The organism is Azonexus fungiphilus (genome assembly GCF_003634965.1).
GTDB classification, from domain to species: domain Bacteria; phylum Pseudomonadota; class Gammaproteobacteria; order Burkholderiales; family Rhodocyclaceae; genus Azonexus; species Azonexus fungiphilus.
This window is the reverse complement of record NZ_RBXP01000011.1, coordinates 151769-170797: the sequence shown is the minus strand read 5'-3', so window position 1 is coordinate 170797 and position 19029 is coordinate 151769. Positions and strand designations below refer to the sequence as shown.

The following is a 19029-nucleotide window of genomic DNA, read 5'->3' as shown; positions in this document are numbered from 1 at the left end:
GGTTCTTCGTTAAAATTAAGCCATGCCCAGACATTACGCAATCGTCCCCGCCGCCGGCAGCGGCTCGCGCTTCGGCGCCGAGATGCCGAAACAGTACCTCGACCTGCTCGGCCGACCGCTGATTTTCCACACCCTGGCGGCGTTGACCGCACACCCGGCGATCGAGCGCGTGTGGGTGGTGCTGGCCCCGGACGATCCGTGGTGGCCGCGTTACGACTGGTCGGCGCTCGGTGCCAAGCTGGAGACCGTGCGCTGCGGCGGTGCCACCCGCGCCGAGAGCGTCGGCAACGGCCTGCGCGCGGCAGCGACGGTGGCCGCCGACGACGACTGGATCCTGGTCCATGACGCGGCGCGTCCCTGCCTCAGCCGGGCGATGCTCGACGCGCTGTGCGCCGAACTGGCCGACGACCCGGTCGGCGGCATCCTTGCGGTGCCGGTCGCCGATACCCTGAAGCGCGCCGACGCCGGCCAGCGCGTCGCCGCCACCGAGCCGCGCGACGGCCTGTGGCAGGCGCAGACGCCGCAGATGTTCCGTTACGGTCGACTGCTCGCCGCGCTCGAAAACCACAATGCCGTCACCGACGAAGCCGGCGCCATCGAGGCGCTCGGGCTGGCGCCGAAGCTGGTGCGCGGCGATTCGACCAACCTGAAAGTCACTTTTCCGGCCGACCTGGCGCTGGCCGCAATGATCCTGAGAGGGCGCAAATGAACATCCGAGTCGGGCAGGGCTACGACGTACACAAACTGGTCGCCGGCCGCAAACTGATCCTCGGCGGCGTCGAGATCGACCATCCGACCGGGCTGCTCGGCCATTCCGACGCCGACGCGCTGCTCCATGCGATCACCGACGCGCTGCTCGGCGCCGTCGCGCTGGGTGACATCGGCCGGCATTTTCCCGATACCGACCCGCGCTACCAAGGCGCCGACAGCCGCGTCCTGTTGCGCGCCGCGGTCGCGCTGCTCGCCGACAAGGGCTGGCGGCCGGTCAATGTCGACGCCACGCTGATCGCCCAGCAACCGAAACTGGCGCCGCACGCGCCGGCGATGGTCGCCAACGTCGCCGCCGACCTCGGCATTGGCGCCGACTGCGTCAACATCAAGGGCAAGACCAACGAGAAGCTCGGCTACCTCGGCCGCGAAGAGGCGATCGAGGCGCAGGCGGTAGTGCTCGTCGTACGCGCCGGCTGAGCCGGCGAATCTGACGGTCGACGGCGCAAAAAGCGGTTTTTTCAGCCGCCGTGGCGGCTATTTCGCGCTCAGCACGATCAGGTCGCCGCGCTCGCCGGCCTGCAGGCGGCGCCAATGCATGGCGACCAGGCCATCCTCCGGCCAGGCCGCGTGCAGTTCGGCGAAGCGTTCGGTGGCGAGATCGGCATCATCGCTGAGCGACTGCCAGGCCGCCGCGTAGACCTCGACCGGGGCTCGCCGCTCGGCGTCGGCCGGCGTCAGCGCCTCGAAGATCGCCAGCGGCTGCGTCTTGCCCTTGAACAGGACCCGGCCGACCGGCCGCACCGCTTGCGGCGGCAGGTCGTCGAGGATCGCCTGCGAGACGCAGACGCGGGTGCCCAGGTGCTTGTTCGCCGATTCCAGCCGGGCAGCGGTGTTCACCGGGTCGCCGAGGGCGCGGTAGTCGAAGATCGTCTTGCCGCCGAAATTGCCGACGATGACCTCGCCGCGATGCACGCCGATGCGCGTGTCGCCGAAGGCGATTCCGGCCTGGCGCTGGCGTTGCGCGTAGGCGCAGGCGAAAGCGTCCATCTCGAGGGCGCAGGCGAAGGCGCGGGCAGCATGGTCGGGCTGGGCGAGCGGTGCCGAGAACATGATCGCGACCGCGTCGCCGACGATGCGGTCGAGCGTCCCCTCGTGGCGGAAGGCGATCGCGATCATCCCGTCGAGGTAGTCGTTGAGCAGCGCCACCGCGCGGCCGGGGTCGATGCCTTCCATCAGCCCGGTAAATCCGGCCAGGTCGGTGAAGATGAAGCTGCAGTCCCGCCGCTCGCCGCCGATGGCGAGATCGGCTTCGTTGGCGAGCAGGTGGGCGACCCGGTTGGGCGAGACGTAGCGGGCGAAGGCACCGCGGATGCGTCGTTGTTCGCGTTCGCTGACGAAGTGGTGGGCGAGGCTGCAGACGATGAAGGCAAACAGGGTGGCTGCCTGCGCCGGCAAGGGGTCGAGCAGCAGGCCGGCGCGGGCGAAGGCCAGCCAGGAGGCGAGGGCGCCCGCCAGGACCAGGGTCAGGGCCAGCCCGGCAGCGGCCAAGGCCCGCCAGCGCAGCGCCAGGAAACCGGCGAGCAGGCAGGTGGCAGCGGCGAGCAGCAGTTCGGCGGCGCGTGACCAGCCCGGCCGCTCGAGAAAATCGCCGGCGAGAATCTGCGCCAGAGCCTCGGCGTGGATCGCCACGCCCGGACGCAGGCCGAAGGGGGTGAAGCGCAGGTCCAGCAGGCCCTGCGCCGAACTGCCGACAAGCACGATGTGGCCGGCCAGCGCGGCACTCTCGGCAGCATCGGCGAGGACGCGCCAGGCTGGCAGTGCGGGGGCAGCCGGCCGTTCGCTGTAATGCAGCCACAGTTCACCTTGCGGTGTCGTCGGAATGGTCAGCGCGCCGATCCGGATCTCGCCGAGGCCGCCGCGGTCGCGGTGACCGGTCAGCTGCTGCTGGTGGCCGGCGCTGCGCAGGATGATCGCCGGCGCGGCCTGCGCCACGCGCAGGCTCTCGCTGACCAGCGTCGGCAGGATGCGCTCGCCGAGGCGCAGGACCAGCGGTACCCGGCGGACGACACCGTCACGGTCGGGCACGAAACTGAGCGCACCGTTGCCCGGGGCAAGCGCTTCGAATTGCGGCAGCGATGGCACGGCGCCACTGAAAGCCGGCACCCAGGCACGCTGGTCTTCGCCGAGATTGACGATGGCCGCCCGGGTCGCCGGCTGGCGGGGGCCGGGCGCGCTGGTCAGCGCAAAGCCGAGGACTGCCGGGCTCGCCGCCAGCTGGCCGGCGAAGACCGCATCGTGATCGGGCAGCGCCAGCAGTTGCCGGCGCTGTTCGTCGTTTACCTGCCACTGCCGGGCGAGCGCCGCCGGCGAGGTGCGGTCGGCCTCGGCAAAAATCACGTCGAAAGTGATCGCGGCGACTCCGGCCGCGGTCAGCCGGGCACTCAGCTCGGCCAGGCGGGTGCGCGGCCACGGCCACTGGCCGAGGCGGACCAGGCTCTCTTCGTCGATATCGACGATGCGGACCGGCTGTTCGGTCACCGGACGCGGCGCCCAGCGCTGGTATTGGTCGAACAGCGCATTGCGCAGCACCAGCAGCGGCGTCTCGGCGGCCAGCAGCAGGGCGCCGGCGAGCAGGCCCGCAAGCAGCGGCAGGAAGCGGAATAGGCGGGATGATCGGGGCATCTGGCGTTTTTGTCGAGGGTGCCGGTTTTATCAAATCGGCAAATTATTCTGGCATTTCCTATGATACGCTGCGAACCGAAGTGGACACATCGTGTCCCAGGGGTGAAGCGGAGGAATCAGGGATGAAGCACCAGCATCTGTTGGCTGTCCTGGCACTCGCCAGCGGCCTGGCCGTTGCCGCCGAACCGCCGGTCGGTTTCGTCAAGACCGTCAGCGGCGACGCTTCCTTGACTTTTGCCGGCCAGTCGGTCAAGGCCGAGGTCGGCACACCGGTGCAGGCCGGGGCGGTACTCCGGACCGGTGCCCGGTCGTCGCTGGGCGTGACCTTCCGCGACGAGACGGTGATGTCCTTCGGTCCGGATACCGAGCTGACGGTCAGCGAATATCTCTACGCACCCGGCCAGGGACAGTTGAAGATGCACGGCAAGCTTGCCCGCGGCAGCCTCAACTATGTTTCGGGCGTGATTGCCAAGCTGCGCCCGGACGCGGTCGCCATCGAGACCCCCAGCGGCACCCTGGGCATTCGCGGCACCCATCTGCTGATCAAGGTCGAGGAGTAGGCCATGGCGATGCTCGGCAAAAAACTGCTTTTCGGGCTGTTGACCGTCAACTTGCTCGCCGGCTGCGCCGGCAAGTCCTATGTCGTGTTGCTCGAGAACCCCGACGGCGGCACCGGCAAGGTCGTCGTCAAGGGCCGCCAGGGCGAACAGGTGATCGACCAGGCCGGACACGGCGCGGCGCTCGATGGCTCGGGCAAGGCGGCGGCCGTGCCGGCGGCGACGATCGAAAAGGATTTTGCCTCGGCAATCGCGGCCAGGCCGCTGCTGCCCGAACGCTTCCAGCTCTACTTCGAGAGCGGCGGCACCCGCCTGACCCCGGCCTCGCTGGCGCTGCTGCCGACGATTATCGAGGCGGCGGCACGGCGACCGGCGGTCGACGTTTCGGTGATCGGCCACAGCGACACCGTCGGCCCGGCCGAGGCCAACCGGACGCTGGCCCTGCAGCGCGCGCAGAGCATCGCCGACCTGATCCGCGCACGCGGCCTCAAGGTGCACGCGCTCAGCATCGAGTCGCACGGCGAGAGCAACCTGCTGGTGCCGACCCGCGACGAAGTCGCCGAACCGCGCAATCGCCGGGTCGAGATTTCCCTGCGCTGAGTCAGTCATTCCCTTTTCCTGAGGACATCCCATGCCCGGAAGATTCCAGCTGCGCTTCCAGTACTGGGTGCTGGCCGCGCTCTTCGTGATCATCCTGGCGCTGACCGCCGGTTTCCTGTTCACGGTGTTCGGTCGCTTCCAGTCGATGATCGAGGAAAACGCCCGCGAACGCTTCTCGCTGGTTGCCGAACAGTCGATCGCGGCAACGACGACGTTGATCGACGAAGCCGTGCGCATCGTCGGCAGCCGGACCGGCGATGCCCGCAGCCTGGCGCCGGCCGAGATGCTGCCGGAACTGGTTGGCTCCCTGGCCGTGAGCAGCGACATCTACGGCCAGTACTTCGGCTTGCCGGGCAATGGTTTCGTCCAGGCCATCGCGGTCCGCAGCGATCCCCGGTTGCTCGCCGCGCTGCAGGCGCCGGCGGCAACCTGGTTCGCGCTGCGCCGGATTGCGCCGGGCGGCGTGCAGGCGCACTGGCAGTTTCTCGACCGCAACCGGCGCTTGCTGGCCGAACGCCTGGCCGACAACGACTACCGCGCCACCGAGCGCCCCTGGTTCACCGCGGCGATGGCGACACCGGGCCCGGTGGCGACGGCTCCCTATCGTTTCGCCTCGACCGGCGAACTCGGCCTGACCCTCGCCCAGGCCCTGCCTGACGGCAGCGCCGTGTTCGGCCTCGACATCAAGCTTTCCCGGCTGCGCGATTTCCTTGCCGCGCAGCCACTGTCGGAAAACGCTGCCATCCTGCTGCTCGACGGCGACCGCCGGATCATCGCCGGCAGCCTGCGCGGCAGCCTTTACCAGGGCGGCGAGATCGCGGCGCTGAGCCGCCTCGACCAACTCGCCGAGCCGACGCTGCAGGCCCTCGCCGGGCGCGGCGACCTGAGCGGCGCCAAGCTGGTCGAGCTGCCGCAGGCCGGGGAGCTGCGGAATTTCGTCGTCGTCGGCAAGTTGACCGAGGCATTTGCCGGCGCCCGCTTCACCGTTGTCGCGCTGGCGCCGGCCAGCGATTTCTCGGCCCCGATCGAACGCGCCCGCAGCGACGTCATGGCCGTTTCGCTGGCCCTGATGGTCATCCTGGTGCCGCTCGCCCTGCTCGGGTCGCGCCGGGTGGTGCAGGCGCTGGCGGTGCTGGCACGCAATTCGGAGCGCCTGAAGCGGCTCGATTTCACGACCGAGCCGCAACGCCCGCAGTCCGTGCTCTACGAAATCAACGCCCTCGGCGACGCCCAGCTGGTCATGCAGCAGTCGATCCGGGAACGCACCGAAGCACTCGATCTGGCCCAGCAGAAGCTGCGCAGCCTGGTCGGAAGCGGCCTGATGATGTCGCGCGAGAAGGATCGCAACGCCTTGCTCCGGCACATCCTGAACAGTGCCCAGGAAATCTCCCACTGCGCCGCGGCGACGCTGTTCCTGAAGACCGAGCACGACACCCTGCGCTTCGCCCTGCGCACCGCCAGCGACGATCTGCAGGACTTCGAGGTGCCCCTGCACGACCCGGTCAGCGGCGCGCCGATGAGCGGCTATGTGTCGAGCTACGTGGCCCTGAACAACACCACGGTGATCATCGACGACGTCTATCGCGAAACCCGCTTCGATCTCTCGGGGACGATGCGCTTCAGCGAACAGACCGGCCTGCGCACCGTCTCGATGCTGACCATTCCGCTGTCGCCGCGCACCGGCGAGGTGATCGGGGTGCTCCAGCTGATGAACGCACTCGATCCGCGCAGCGGCGAAATCGTCCCCTTCGCGCCGGAAATCGTCAGCTTCGTCGAGGCGCTCGCCGCCCAGTCGGCGGTGACGCTGGAGAACGTCAACCTGCTCGAAGCGCAGAAGGAACTGATGGATTCGCTGATCCGCCTGATCGCCGGGGCCATCGATGCGAAAAGCGCGTACACCGGTGGCCATTGCGAGCGCGTGCCGCAGCTGGCGATGATGCTGGCCGAGGCTGCCTGCGCGGTGGACAGCGGGCCGCTCGCCGATTTCCGCTTCGCCAGCGAGGAGGAATGGCGCGAATTCCGCATTGGTGCCTGGCTGCACGATTGCGGCAAGGTGACGACGCCCGAGTACGTGGTCGACAAGGCGACCAAGCTGGAGACCATCTACAACCGCATCCACGAGGTCCGCACCCGCTTCGAAGTCCTCCTGCGCGACGCCGAGATCGAACGCCTGCAAGCCATCCATGAGCGCGGCCTCGCCCCGGCCGAGGCCGATGCCGCGCTGGCCGCGCGCCGGGCGCAATTGCTCGACGACTTCGCCTTCGTCGCCGAAGCCAACATTGGCGGCGAATTCATGGCGCCGGAAAAGATCGAGCGGATCCGCCGGATCGCCGGCGAAACCTGGTGGCGCAATTTCGACGACCGGCTCGGCCTGTCGCAGGACGAGCAGCGTCGCCGCAGCGGGGAGGCGGAAAATCCGCTGCCGGTGCGCGAAAACCTGCTCGCCGACAAGTCCTGGCACGTGGTCCCGCGCGAAGCCGACAACCCGGCACTGCAGCACGGCTGGTCGATGACCGTGCCGGAAAACCTGTACAACTTCGGCGAGGTGTACAACCTCGGCATCGGCCGCGGCACGCTGACCGAGGAAGAACGTTTCAAGATCAACGAGCACATCATCCAGACCATCCTGATGCTCGAGCAGCTGCCGTTGCCGAAATCCCTGCGCCGGGTTCCCGAGTACGCCGGCACCCATCACGAGACGATGACCGGGAGCGGCTATCCACGCCGGCTGAGCGCCGAGCAGCTTTCGATCCCGTCGCGGATCATGGCGGTGGCCGATATCTTCGAGGCGCTGACGGCTTCCGACCGTCCCTACAAGCCGATGAAGACGCTGTCCGAATCGATCCGCATCCTCTCGTTCTTCAAGAAGGACCGGCACATCGATCCGGTGATCTTCGACCTGTTCCTGAGTTCCGGCGTCTACCGTGCCTACGCCGAGCGCTTCCTCAAGCCTGAGCAGATCGACGAGGTCGATATCGCCGCCTACCTCGGCTGAAAAGCCTCAGTCCGGACGCAGCACCAGCCGGGCGAGCAGGCCGCCGCCGGGATTGTCGAGCAGTTCGAGGCGACCGCGGTGGAGGCGGGCGATGCGCTCGACGATGGCCAGGCCGAGGCCGGTGCCGGTGACGTCGGTACGGGCCACTTCGAGCCGGGTGAACGGGCGCTTGAGGCGCTCGGTCTCGCTGCCCGGAATGCCCGGGCCGCGGTCGGCGATTTCGATGCGGATTTCGCCGTCGACCGTGGACGCCTTCAGGCTGACCGCGCCGCCACCGTATTTCCAGGCGTTGTCGAGCAGGTTGACGACCGCCCGACCGACCGCCTTGGGCCGGATGTTGACGGTCGACACGCCGGCGAGGTCGATTTCCAGCGCCCGCCCGAGTGCTGCCTGGCGCTCGCCGATCGCCGCCAGCAGCGCCGCCAGGTCGGTGACGGCGGGCGCCTCGCCGGATTCGGTGCGGGCGTAGTCCATGAACTGCGAGATCACCGCTTCCATCTGCTCGATGTCGGCGACGATGCCCTGGCGGGCGCCGTCGTCGGCGACGCTGAGTTCGGCCTCTAGGCGCAGGCGGGTGAGCGGCGTGCGCAAGTCGTGCGAGATGCCGGCGAGGACTTCCGAGCGATCCTTCTCGTGGCGCGCCAGGTCGGCGGCCATGGCATTGAAGGCGCTGGCCAGCGCGCGCATTTCCTCGGCGCCTTCCTCGGGCAGTGGCGTCGGCGTGCGGCCGCTGCCGACGGCCCGGGCCGAATGCGCCATCGCCTTGAGCGGCCGGCTGATGCGCGAGGCGATCAGCCAGGCGACCAGCAGCGCCAGGGCCACCACCAGCACCACCCAGCTCAGCCAGCGCGTCGCGAAACTGCGGCTGGCGCGCTCGCGCGGCAGCGCCAGCCAGAACTCGTCGTCGTCAGCCGCGTCGAGCCGGAAACTGACCCAGAAACCGGGTTCGCCGTTGACCTCGGCGGCAACCCGCGTGCCCGGGCCGAGCCGGGCGACGATGGTATCGCGCAGCAGGTGATGGAAGCGCGATTCGGGCATCGGCACGATTTCGTCCTGGGCCTCGGCCGGCAGCAGGCGGATGCCTTCGGTGGACGACAGTTCGGCGAACAGCCCCGGGCGCTTTCCCGGCGCCGCGGCGAACAGCGAGGCGCGGATCAGGTTGACTGCCGAGGTCGCGGTATTGGCGGCTTCACGGGCACGCGGCTCGGCGTCGATATGGCTGAACAGGAACAGCCAGCCGGCGGTGCTGCTCAGCACGAGCAGTGCCAGCAGCAAAAAGATGCGCGCCAGCAGCGAGTGCGGCATCAATTTTCCCGGGCGGTGCCGTCGGGCATGAAGACGTAGCCGAAGCCCCAGACCGTCTGCAGGTAGCGCGGCTGCGACGGATCGTTCTCGATCAGCTTGCGCAGGCGCGATACCTGGACGTCGATGGCCCGGTCGAACGGTCCCTGCTCGCGGCCGCGCGCCAGCGTCATCAGCTTGTCGCGCGACAGCGGCTGGCGCGGATGCTGGAGCAGCACCTTGAGTACGGCGAACTCGCCGGTGGTCAGCGGCAGGATCTCGTCGCCGCGCTTGAGCGTGCGGGCGGTGAAATCGACTTCGATGTTGCCGAAACGCATCGCTTCCGGCACTTCCTCCGGTGCCCCCGGCGGCATGCTGCCCTGGCGGCGGAGCACGGCGTTGATCCGGGCGAGCAGCTCGCGCGGGTTGAACGGCTTGGGCAGGTAGTCGTCGGCGCCCATCTCGAGGCCGACGATGCGGTCGACCTCGTCGCCCTTGGCAGTGAGCATGATGATCGGCGTCCGGTCGCCCTGGCCGCGCAGGCGGCGACAGGCCGAGAGGCCGTCCTCGCCGGGCATCATCAGGTCGAGGACGATCAGGTGGAAATGTTCGCGGCTGCGCGCCTTGTCCATTTGTGGCGCGTCGGCGACCGCCTTGACGAGGAATCCCTGTTCGCCGAGGTAACGGGTGAGCAGGTCGCGCAGACGGGCGTCGTCATCGACGACGAGGATGTGCTGGTGGTTTTCGTTCATGCGGCAAGGATAGCGCGGGGCAGGGCGGGCGATGCGGCAAATGGTAACAAAGGATATCGCCGGCGGCGGTGGGAAACATTCGATTACAACTCGCCTTGTTCGCAGTCGTGGCGACAACGGACAATGCAGGCGTACCGAAACGGATAAAATACGCCGCACCATGAAATCGCGACTCGTCCTGCCACTGCTCGTCCTGCTGCTTCTGCCGGCAGGCGGTGCCGTGGCCGAAGGCTGGCGGCGCGAGCTGCCGCCCGACGAGCGCCGCGAAATCCGTCAACAGATGCGCGAGCAGTGGCAGCAGCGCGAGCGTCTGGCGCCGCCGCAGCGCGCCTACGATGACGGTCGACCGCCGCGCGGCCGCGATTTTCCGCCCGACGAACGCCGCCGCCTGCGCGACGAGATGCGCGAGCAGCATGAACGCGACGACCGTCGCGGCAAAAGACACCGCCACGACGACTGATCCGGCGGGCCGGGTTAGAATGTCGCCCCATGTACATCCTGGCCCTCGAAACCTCGACCGAAAGCGGCTCCTGCGCCTTGTGGCGCGATGGCGAGCTGAGCCAGCGCGACTGCCCGGCCGGTCGCTCGCATTCCGAAACCCTGTTGCCGCTCGTCCGCGAACTGCTCGCCGAGGCCGGCATCGCTGTCGGCCGGCTTGACGGCATCGCTTTCGGCGTCGGCCCGGGCGCCTTCACCGGCCTGCGCGTTGCCTGCGGCGCGGCGCAAGGCCTGGCGGTCGCCGCCGACCTGCCGCTGCTGCCGGTGACCAGTCTCGAGACGATGGCCGCGGCGAGCGGTGCCGAGCGGGTGCTGGCGCTGCTTGATGCCCGCATGGGCGAGGTCTACGCCGCCCGCTACCAGCTGTCTGACGGTCAACCCTGCCGCCAGGGGGAAATCCGTGTCCTGGCACCGGCCGCCATCGAGTTGCCCGACAGCGGCTGGCTGGCCTGCGGCAACGCACTCGCCGCCTACCCGGAACTGGCCGCGCGGATTGCCGCCGCCGGCCTCGCCAGCCGTCCGGAGATCCTGCCGACGGCTGCCTGGGCGGCCCGCGTGGCGGCGCCCCGGCTGGCCGCTGGCGGCGGCATCGATCCGGCACTGGCGGCGCCGCTGTACGTTCGCGACAAGGTCGCCAAGACCGTCGCCGAGCGCCTCCGCGAAGGTGGCCGGGCGTGAGCGTTGCGGCAATGCCGGTACTGCCGGCCGAATTCTTCCCGATGAGTGCCCGCGACCTCGACGGCGTCGCGGCGCTCGAGGCCGGCATCCAGGATTTCCCGTGGAGCCGGGGCAACTTCGCCGATTCGCTGCACGCCGGCTACAGCAGCTGGGTGCTGCGCATCGGCGGCGAACTGGTCGGCTTCGCGGTGGTCATGCAGGTCCTCGACGAGGCGCATCTGCTCAACATCGGCGTCGCCGGCCATCTGCAGGGCCGCGGCTACGGTGCGCGCCTGCTCCGTCAGGCGATGGACAGCGCCCGCCAGGCCGGCGCCCAGCGCCTCTTCCTCGAAGTCCGCCCGGGCAACGCGCGGGCAGTCGATTTGTACCGCCACTTCGGTTTTCGCCAGATCGGGCTGCGCAAGGGCTACTACCCGGCGCTGGTCGGCCGTGAGGACGCGCTGGTTTTCGAAAGGGACCTCGAATGAGCCTGAGCCGCGAACAGATGCTCGCCGAAATGGGCATCAGCCCGCTCTGGGAACTCCGCCAGCCGGCGCATGCCGCGGCTGGTGAAAGCGAAGCAGCGCCAGCGCCGGATGTGGCGCCGGTGGCGGCGGCAACTGCACCAGCCCCCGTCGCTGCTGCCGGCGCCGGCGTCGCCCTTGGCTGGGACGAGCTCGAGGCTGCGGTCCGTGCCTGTCGCAACTGCGAGCTCTGTCAGCAGCGCAAGCAGGCGGTTCCCGGCGTCGGCGATCGCCAGCCGGACTGGCTGTTCATCGGCGAGGGGCCGGGGGCCGAAGAAGACGCCCGCGGCGAACCCTTCGTCGGTCAGGCCGGCAAGCTGCTCGACGCGATGCTGGCAGCGATCGACCTCAACCGCGGCGAGCGGGTCTATATCGCCAACGCCGTGAAATGCCGCCCGCCCGGCAACCGTACCCCGGAGGCCGGCGAGATGGCCGCCTGCCGTCCGTGGCTGGTGCGCCAGATCGAGTTGCTGCAGCCGAAGGTGATCGTCCTGCTCGGCAAGGCGGCGGTGCATTCGCTGCTCGGCGAGGACAAGGCGCTAGCGGCAATGCGTGGCCGGCGTTTCGAATATGCCGGGATCCCGGTCGCGGTGACCTACCATCCGGCCTACCTGTTGCGCAACCTGCCGGACAAGGCCAAGGGCTGGGAAGATCTGCTCTTCGCCCGACGCCTGCTCGGCGGCAAATGAAGGCTGCCGGGGCGGACCTAGGGTAATACCCGGTTCCCGCGGCGGGGCTTTGTTTTTAAGCTATGACGAACAACACAAAGAAGAAAAAGGTGTTCGTCCATGTCGAATCCAATCGACAAGCCTCATGATGAGCCGGTCTGCAATCTCGATTACCTGCTCGTCAATCTGGGGCGCAACCGCGCTGCCGCGGAACGCCTGATCCGGCTGTTCATCGACAACCACCCGCAACTCACCGCCCGCCTCGAAAGCGCAGCTGCTGCCGGCGACGTGCCGGCGCTGCAGGATGCCGTGCACGACATCCGCAGCAGCTGCGTGCTGTTTTCCGCGCACCAGGCAGTGGCGCTCGCCCGCGAGCTCGAGTATGCGCTCTATAACCAGCGGCGCGGCGACGGCGCGACCGACTGGGTGGTCCGCAGTGCGGCACTGGTCCGGGCACTGGCGCAGGTTTGCGCCGAACTGCGCCGGCACCTGGCTAGCACGGAAAACTAGACGCTCAGGAAACCAGGCCGTGCTGGACCGCGTAGCGGGTCAGGCCGGTCACGTCGTGCACGCCGATCCGCTGCATCAGCCGGGCGCGGTGGAATTCGACGGTTTTCGGACTGATGCCGAGGGTGCGCCCGATTTCCTTGGTCGTCCGGCCGTTGGCCACCAGGCGCAGGATTTCCGTCTGGCGCGGGGTCAGCAGTTCGTCGGCACTGACGGTCGACCGCGTGAAATCGCTGATTTTCGGCGACAGGAAAGACTCGTCGGCGAGCACTGCCGACAGTGCCTGCTGCAACTCGTCGAGCACGAAATCCTTGAGCAGGTAGCCATTGACGCCGGCCTCCAGGGCCTGCTCGACAACTTCCTGGCGATCGATGCTGGAGAGGATCAGGATGCGCACGGTCGGATCGCGCTGGCGCAGCATTCTCGCGATTTCGATGCCGGACGGGCCGGGCATGGCGATGTCGAGCAGCACGACATCGGGCAGGTGGCGTTCGACTTCGGCGAGGGCCGTGTGTCCGTCGGCGCATTCGGCGGCGACGGCATAGCCGGGAAGCGTCTCGAGCAGGGCGCGGATGCCTGCGCGCACGAGCAGCTGATCGTCGGCCAGAACGATGCGAATCTTGTTCATGATGGTTACAGCATATGCCAAAGTTTGCGCCGGAGTAAGCCCGTGGCGAAAAGAAAAAGCCGCGCTTCAGCGCGGCTGGCCGAGCGCCGGCAAGGTCAGCCCGAAGCGCAGCGCGAACAGGCGTAGCGCGAGGACCACGCCCATCGCTGTCCAGGCCGCGTCCACCGGGCGCACGCCGAGCTCCTGCAGGCCGATCAGGGTCAGCGCGCCGACCCAGGCAGCCGTCGCGTACAGCTCGCCCTTGAGGAAGATGCTCGGCACGTCGTTGCACAGGATGTCGCGCAGGACGCCGCCGACGACGCCGGTGATCACGCCCATCAGGCTGGCGGCCAGCCACGGGGTGTGCCACTGCAGCGCGACCTGGGTGCCGATGATGGTGAATAGCGCCAGGCCGACCGCATCGGGGATCAGGAACAGGCGCGGTGGCAAGCTGCGCCGGCGGACCACGAAAAAGGCCACCAGGCCGGTGCCGAGTGCGGCGATCAGGTAGGTCTGGTCGGCCACCCAGAAGACGTTGCGGTCGAGCAGCAGGTCGCGCACCGTCCCCCCGCCCAGGGCGGTGGCGACGGCGACCAGCAAGGCCCCGATCAGGTCCATCTGCTTGCGTCCCGAATCGAGGACACCGGTCAGCGCGTTGACCGCGACGGCCGCCATGCCGACCCAGTAGAGCAGGGCGTCCATGCTCATCTCAGCGGAGCTTTTCCTTCATCGCCCGCTGCGCCTCGCGCTTGCCTTCCTTTTCCATCTGGTCGGCGCGCTTGTCGTGCTGCTTCTTGCCCTTGGCCAGGCCGATCTCGAGCTTGATGCGGCCGCGCACAAAGTGCAGGTCGAGCGGAATCAGCGCATAGCCGGCGCGCTCGACCTTGCCGATCAGCTTGGCGATCTCGCGGGCATGCAGCAGCAGTTTGCGGGTGCGCACCGGATCGTGATGGTTGTGGCTGGAGGCCGTCGCCAGTGGCGTGATGTGCATGCCGATGAGGAACAGCTCGCCGTGGCGGATGATCACATAGGATTCCTTGATGTTCATCCGGGCCGCACGAATCGCCTTGACTTCCCAGCCCTCGAGGACGATGCCGGCTTCGAACCGCTCCTCGACCGCGTAGTCGTGAAAGGCTTTTTTATTGACCGTGATGCTCATGCCGCCGCGCGTTCCTTTAAAATCCGCGATTCTACAGGATTACAGGAACGCTGCCGCAGCATGGCTCTGGTCGAAAAAACCGTCTTGATCGAACACTCCGCCGCCCAGATGTTCGAACTCGTGGATCGCTGCGAGGACTATCCGGCTTTCCTGCCCTGGTGCAACCGTACCGAACTGAAGTTCCGCGACGATGCGAAGACCGTGGCGACGCTGCACATCAACTATCACGCGGTCAAATCCAGCTTCACCACCGAGAACGCCAAGGAATTCCCGTCGCTGATGAACATCCGTCTGGTGGACGGGCCGTTCCGCCGCCTCGAGGGGACCTGGCAATTCAGGCCGTTGGCGGAGAACGCCTGCAAGATCGAATTCCGTCTGCACTACGAATTTTCCAGCAAGCTGTTCGAGAAGGTCATCGGCCCGGTTTTCAGTCATATTGCCAATACTTTCGTCGACGCCTTCGTGCGTCGCGCCGCCCAGGTTTATGGAGCCAGCCATGGCTGAACAAGCGATCAACGTCGAAATCTGTTATCCGCTGCCCGACAAGCAGGAGGTGGTTCGTCTGCAGTTGCCGGCCGGCAGCCTGTTGCAACAGGCCGTCGAAGCCTCGGGGCTGCTTGCGAAATACCCGGAGATCGATCTGAAGAAGAACAAGTTCGGCATCTGGAACAAGCTGTCCAAGCTCGATGCCGTACTGCGTGATTTCGACCGTGTCGAAATCTACCGGCCACTGATTGCCGACCCGAAGGAGGTGCGCAAGCAGCGCGCGGCCGAAGGCAAGGTCATGAAGAAGGGGGCCGGCGACGCCGGCGAGAGCGGCGAAGGCTGATCGCGGCCCGGCTTATTTGCAGGCTTCCTGCATGATGCGCCGGGTGCGCTCGAGTTCCTGGCGGCGCTGGCCGTCGTCCATCACCTGCATGTCGCCGCCCTTGCCCGCCTGGCGCAAGGGCAGGTCGGACTGGAGCATCCGGTAGTTCGAGCGGGCGCGCTCGCAGGTGTCGCGCTTCTCACGGGCGGCAGCGGCTTCCTTTTCCGCCTTTTCCGATTTCTCGCGGGATTCCTGTTGGCGCTTGCGGAATTCCATTTCCTTTTCCGCCATCGTCGGTGGGGTTGCCGGGCTGGCGGCCGCCTTGTCGGTGGCGGCTTCGGCCGGCGTGCCGGTGACCACGGCCGGCTGGCGCAGGCCGAGCGAACGGCTGTCCCTGGCGCTGGCCGGTGGCGGTGTGTCGGAAATCACTGTCTTGCCGCTGGCATCCTTCCACTGGTAAGTCTGAGCCTGGGCCGGGAGCAATGTTGCGGTCGACACCATTACGCAGGCAAAAATCAGCGATTTGTTCATGGTTGTGCCATCGGGCTTTGCGGAGGATTTCTGTATAATACGATTTTGTGACCTTGGATCAAAGGCCATGCGACTTCTGCAAAAAGCCCTCACTTTCGACGACGTCCTGCTCGTCCCCGCCCATTCTCAAGTTCTGCCGCGCGATGTCAGCCTGTCCACCCGCCTGACGCGCGACATCACGATCAACCTGCCGCTGCTTTCCGCCGCCATGGATACCGTGACGGAAGGTCGCCTGGCCATCGCCATGGCCCAGGAAGGCGGCATCGGCATCATCCACAAGAATCTCACATCCCGCGCCCAGGCCGCCGAAGTGGCCAAGGTCAAGCGTTTCGAGTCGGGCATCCTGCGCGACCCGATCACCGTGACGCCGAACATGACGGTGCGCGATGTCCTTGAAATCACCCGCCAGCACAAGATTTCCGGCCTGCCGGTGATCGACAAGTCGGGCAAGGTGGTCGGCATCGTCACCAACCGCGACCTGCGCTTCGAAACCAATCTCGACCAGCCGGTGAAGTCGATCATGACGCCGCGCAAGCGCCTGGTCACCGTCGGCGAGGATGCCGGCGTCGAGGAAGCCAAGGAACTGATCCGCACGCACCGCCTCGAGCGCGTGCTGGTGGTCAATGATGCCTTCGAGCTGCGCGGCCTGATCACCGTCAAGGACATCCTCAAGTCCACCGAGCATCCGCTCGCCAACAAGGACGCCAGCGGTCGCCTGCGCGCCGGTGCGGCGGTCGGCGTCGGTGCCGGCACGGAAGAGCGCGTCGAGCTGCTGGCTGAAGCTGGCGTCGATGTCGTCGTCGTCGATACCGCGCACGGTCACTCACAGGGCGTGCTCGATCGCGTCAAGTGGGTCAAGAAGAACTTCCCGCAGATTCAGGTCATCGGCGGCAACATCGCCACCGCCGACGCCGCGCGCGCGCTGGTCGATGCTGGCGCCGACGGCGTCAAGGTTGGTATCGGCCCCGGTTCGATCTGCACCACGCGTATCGTCGCCGGTGTCGGCGTGCCGCAGATCACCGCCATCCAGAATGTTTCCGAAGCGCTCAAGGGCACCGGCGTGCCGATGATCGCCGACGGCGGCATCCGCTACTCCGGCGACATCGCCAAGGCGATCGCCGCCGGCGCCGACACGGTCATGCTCGGCGGCCTGTTCGCCGGCACCGAGGAAGCCCCGGGCGAGGTCGAACTGTTCCAGGGCCGCTCGTACAAGTCCTACCGCGGCATGGGTTCGCTCGGCGCGATGCAGGCCGGCTCCTCGGATCGTTACTTCCAGGAGAACACCGGCAACGTCGACAAGTTCGTCCCGGAAGGCATCGAAGGCCGCGTCCCGTACAAGGGCTCGGTGCTCGCCGTGATCCACCAGTTGATGGGCGGCCTGCGCTCGTCGATGGGCTACCTGGGCACGCCGACCATTGCCGAGATGCACGAGAAGGCCTGCTTCGTCGAGATCACCTCGGCCGGTATCCGCGAGTCGCACGTGCACGACGTGCAGATCACCAAGGAAGCGCCGAACTATCACCTCGACTGATCGTTCCAGTGTCCAGAAGGGCGGCTAATTCAGCCGCCTTTTTCATTCAAGGTTGTGAACATGTCCCACCAGAAAATCCTCATCCTCGATTTCGGTTCCCAGGTCACCCAGCTGATCGCCCGTCGCGTGCGTGAAGCCAAGGTCTTCTGCGAGATCCATCCCTACGACGTCTCGGACGACTTCATCCGCAACTACGGCGCCAAGGGCATCATCCTGTCGGGCGGGCCGAACTCGGTCACCGAGGGCGATACGCCGCGCGCACCGAAGATCGTTTTCGAACTGGGCATTCCGGTGCTCGGCATCTGCTACGGCATGCAGACCATGGCCCAGCAACTGGGCGGCCAGGTGATGACTGCCGAAGCGGCCGGCAAGGCGCGCGAATTCGGCTACTCGGAAGTGCGGGCGCACGGCCATACGGCACTGCTGAAGGATATCGCCGACTTCACCACGGCCGAAGGCCACGGCATGCTGAAAGTCTGGATGAGCCACGGCGACTCGGTGATGGAACTGCCGCCCGGCTTCAAGACCATGGCGTCGACGCCGTCCTGCCCGATCGCGGCGATGGCCGACGAGAGCCGCGGTTTCTACGCCGTCCAGTTCCACCCGGAAGTCACCCACACGCTGCAGGGGCGGGCCATCCTCGAACGCTTCGTGCATGGCATCTGCGGCTGCGGCACCGACTGGGTGATGGGCGACTACATCGCCGAAGCTGTGGCGGCGATCCGCGCCCAGGTCGGCAGCGACGACGTCATCCTCGGTCTCTCCGGTGGCGTCGATTCTTCGGTTGCCGCCGCGCTGATCCACCGCGCCATCGGCGACCAGCTGACCTGCGTCTTCGTCGATCACGGCCTGCTGCGCTTGAACGAAGGCGACATGGTCATGGACATGTTCGCGCGCAATCTCGGCGTCAAGGTCATCCGCGTCGATGCCGTCGACGACTTCATGGGCAAGCTGGCCGGCGTTTCCGACCCGGAACAGAAGCGCAAGATCATTGGCAAGGAATTCGTCGAAGTCTTCCAGGCCGAGTCGAAGAAGCTGGTGTCGGCCAAGTGGCTGGCCCAGGGCACGATCTACCCGGATGTGATCGAATCGGCCGGCAAGGGCAAGAAGGGCGCGCACACCATCAAGAGCCACCACAACGTCGGCGGCCTGCCGGAAGACATGCACCTCAAGCTGCTCGAGCCGCTGCGCGAGCTGTTCAAGGACGAAGTCCGCGAACTCGGCGTCGCCCTCGGCCTGCCGCGCGAGATGGTCTATCGCCACCCGTTCCCGGGCCCCGGCCTGGGCGTGCGCATCCTCGGTGAAGTCACGCAGAAGGCGGCACATCTGCTGCAACGCGCCGACGCCATCTTCATCGACGAACTGCGCGCAACCGTCGCCACCGAACGCGATGTTGCGGCCGGTGCCTGCACCGAGGCCGACATCGGCAAGACCTGGTACGACCTGACCAGCCAGGCCTTCGCCGTCTTCCTGCCGGTCAAGAGCGTCGGCGTCATGGGCGACGGCCGCACCTACGAGAACGTCGTCGCGCTGCGCGCCGTCGTCACCAGCGACTTCATGACCGCGCACTGGGCGCACCTGCCGTACGAACTGCTGGGTAAGGTTTCCAACCGCATCATCAACGAAGTGCGCGGGCTGAACCGGGTGGTGTACGACGTTTCCGGCAAGCCGCCGGCGACGATCGAGTGGGAATGATCCCAAGTCTTCCGGCGACTATCGGTCACCGTCGGAAAACCCGAGAAACCCCCGGCAGATGCTGGGGGTTTTCTTTTATGCACTGTTGACCGCATTCGCATTCAGCCGGAAAACCGAAGCGATGTTTGGGCCGCCATTTGAAGAAGATTGGAGGCTACGTTGGTCTGTTGCATAATCGTTTTTGAGCAAGATGTATTTATTGCAATCGATTTAATGCAGTTTTATCCTGATAAATACCGAACCATTATTTGCGTAATCGTTTTTGA

General features: G+C 67.0%; 21 protein-coding genes. 14 read left to right on the top strand and 7 right to left on the bottom strand.

Going from position 1 to position 19029, the window contains the following annotated elements; genetic code table 11:
- The first annotated feature begins 22 nt into the window (after positions 1–22).
- Entirely contained in the window at positions 23–709 is a 687-nt protein-coding gene (gene ispD / locus DFR40_RS03635) for a 2-C-methyl-D-erythritol 4-phosphate cytidylyltransferase (protein WP_121457116.1), read from the top strand.
- Positions 706–1188 carry a 2-C-methyl-D-erythritol 2,4-cyclodiphosphate synthase gene (gene ispF / locus DFR40_RS03630; RefSeq protein ID WP_121457115.1) on the top strand — a complete coding sequence of 161 codons (483 nt, stop codon included), beginning with the start codon at positions 706–708 and terminating at the stop codon, positions 1186–1188. Before ispD ends, ispF begins: the two co-directional genes overlap by 4 nt.
- 57 nt (positions 1189–1245) lie before the next feature.
- On the opposite strand, the gene DFR40_RS03625 is transcribed toward ispF, so the two are convergent.
- Complete coding sequence (locus DFR40_RS03625) at positions 1246–3393, bottom strand: CHASE2 domain-containing protein (protein ID WP_121457114.1); 2148 nt, start codon at positions 3391–3393, stop codon at positions 1246–1248.
- Positions 3394–3515: 122 nt separating this feature from the next.
- On the opposite strand from DFR40_RS03625, the gene DFR40_RS03620 reads away from it, so the two are divergent.
- From DFR40_RS03620 to DFR40_RS03610, 3 genes are read left to right on the top strand one after another with little or no spacing between them, the layout of a single operon-like run.
- Entirely contained in the window at positions 3516–3953 is a 438-nt protein-coding gene (locus DFR40_RS03620; RefSeq protein ID WP_121457113.1) for a FecR family protein, read from the top strand.
- Between the two features lie 3 nt (positions 3954–3956).
- Positions 3957–4550, top strand: coding sequence for an OmpA family protein (locus DFR40_RS03615; protein WP_170160149.1), 594 nt, complete (start codon positions 3957–3959; stop codon positions 4548–4550).
- Between the two features lie 31 nt (positions 4551–4581).
- Positions 4582–7545, top strand: a complete 2964-nt coding sequence (locus DFR40_RS03610) for an HD domain-containing phosphohydrolase (RefSeq protein ID WP_211329716.1) — start codon at positions 4582–4584, stop codon at positions 7543–7545.
- A 6-nt stretch (positions 7546–7551) separates the two neighbouring features.
- Here DFR40_RS03610 and DFR40_RS03605 read toward each other — a convergent pair whose 3' ends face one another.
- Entirely contained in the window at positions 7552–8850 is a 1299-nt protein-coding gene (locus DFR40_RS03605) for an ATP-binding protein (RefSeq protein WP_121457112.1), read from the bottom strand.
- Complete coding sequence (ompR, locus tag DFR40_RS03600; protein WP_121457111.1) at positions 8850–9578, bottom strand: osmolarity response regulator transcription factor OmpR; 729 nt, start codon at positions 9576–9578, stop codon at positions 8850–8852. The genes DFR40_RS03605 and ompR overlap by 1 nt, the downstream gene beginning before the upstream one ends.
- A 160-nt stretch (positions 9579–9738) precedes the next feature.
- Here ompR and DFR40_RS03595 point away from each other — a divergent pair, with 160 nt between their 5' ends.
- The 5 genes from DFR40_RS03595 to DFR40_RS03575 all read left to right on the top strand — a co-directional run bounded on the left by DFR40_RS03595 (position 9739) and on the right by DFR40_RS03575 (position 12435).
- Entirely contained in the window at positions 9739–10038 is a 300-nt protein-coding gene (locus tag DFR40_RS03595) for a hypothetical protein (RefSeq protein ID WP_121457110.1), read from the top strand.
- Positions 10039–10067: 29 nt separating this feature from the next.
- The gene (gene tsaB, locus DFR40_RS03590; protein ID WP_121457109.1) at positions 10068–10754 is read left to right on the top strand and encodes a tRNA (adenosine(37)-N6)-threonylcarbamoyltransferase complex dimerization subunit type 1 TsaB; all 687 of its coding nucleotides are present in this window, start codon (positions 10068–10070) and stop codon (positions 10752–10754) included.
- The gene (gene rimI / locus DFR40_RS03585; protein WP_342767604.1) at positions 10751–11221 is read left to right on the top strand and encodes a ribosomal protein S18-alanine N-acetyltransferase; all 471 of its coding nucleotides are present in this window, start codon (positions 10751–10753) and stop codon (positions 11219–11221) included. The genes tsaB and rimI overlap by 4 nt, the downstream gene beginning before the upstream one ends.
- Positions 11218–11946 (top strand): uracil-DNA glycosylase, encoded by a 729-nt coding sequence (locus tag DFR40_RS03580; RefSeq protein ID WP_121457108.1) that lies wholly within the window; start codon positions 11218–11220, stop codon positions 11944–11946. The genes rimI and DFR40_RS03580 overlap by 4 nt, the downstream gene beginning before the upstream one ends.
- 99 nt (positions 11947–12045) lie before the next feature.
- On the top strand, positions 12046–12435 hold the full coding sequence (locus DFR40_RS03575; RefSeq protein WP_121457107.1) for an Hpt domain-containing protein: 390 nt from the start codon (positions 12046–12048) through the stop codon (positions 12433–12435).
- 4 nt (positions 12436–12439) lie between these two features.
- Here DFR40_RS03575 and DFR40_RS03570 read toward each other — a convergent pair whose 3' ends face one another.
- The 3 genes from DFR40_RS03570 to smpB form a co-directional block, all read right to left on the bottom strand.
- Positions 12440–13060, bottom strand: coding sequence for a response regulator (locus DFR40_RS03570; RefSeq protein WP_121457106.1), 621 nt, complete (start codon positions 13058–13060; stop codon positions 12440–12442).
- Positions 13061–13126: 66 nt separating this feature from the next.
- Entirely contained in the window at positions 13127–13747 is a 621-nt protein-coding gene (locus tag DFR40_RS03565) for a trimeric intracellular cation channel family protein (RefSeq protein WP_245985592.1), read from the bottom strand.
- Between the two features lies 1 nt (position 13748).
- Complete coding sequence (smpB, locus tag DFR40_RS03560; RefSeq protein WP_121457105.1) at positions 13749–14198, bottom strand: SsrA-binding protein SmpB; 450 nt, start codon at positions 14196–14198, stop codon at positions 13749–13751.
- Positions 14199–14258: 60 nt separating this feature from the next.
- On the opposite strand from smpB, the gene DFR40_RS03555 reads away from it, so the two are divergent.
- Both DFR40_RS03555 and DFR40_RS03550 read left to right on the top strand, forming a co-directional pair.
- Positions 14259–14702 carry a type II toxin-antitoxin system RatA family toxin gene (locus DFR40_RS03555; protein WP_121457104.1) on the top strand — a complete coding sequence of 148 codons (444 nt, stop codon included), beginning with the start codon at positions 14259–14261 and terminating at the stop codon, positions 14700–14702.
- Complete coding sequence (locus DFR40_RS03550; RefSeq protein ID WP_121457459.1) at positions 14695–15027, top strand: RnfH family protein; 333 nt, start codon at positions 14695–14697, stop codon at positions 15025–15027. The genes DFR40_RS03555 and DFR40_RS03550 overlap by 8 nt, the downstream gene beginning before the upstream one ends.
- Before the next feature lie 12 nt (positions 15028–15039).
- On the opposite strand, the gene DFR40_RS03545 is transcribed toward DFR40_RS03550, so the two are convergent.
- Positions 15040–15537, bottom strand: coding sequence for a DUF4124 domain-containing protein (locus DFR40_RS03545; protein ID WP_170160148.1), 498 nt, complete (start codon positions 15535–15537; stop codon positions 15040–15042).
- Positions 15538–15604: 67 nt separating this feature from the next.
- On the opposite strand from DFR40_RS03545, the gene guaB reads away from it, so the two are divergent.
- Together guaB and guaA are read left to right on the top strand one after the other, a co-directional pair.
- A complete protein-coding gene (gene guaB, locus DFR40_RS03540) occupies positions 15605–17068 on the top strand; it encodes an IMP dehydrogenase (protein WP_121457102.1) in 1464 nt (487 codons plus the stop codon).
- A gap of 60 nt (positions 17069–17128) precedes the next feature.
- On the top strand, positions 17129–18763 hold the full coding sequence (gene guaA / locus DFR40_RS03535) for a glutamine-hydrolyzing GMP synthase (RefSeq protein WP_121457101.1): 1635 nt from the start codon (positions 17129–17131) through the stop codon (positions 18761–18763).
- The last annotated feature ends 266 nt before the right edge of the window (positions 18764–19029 follow it).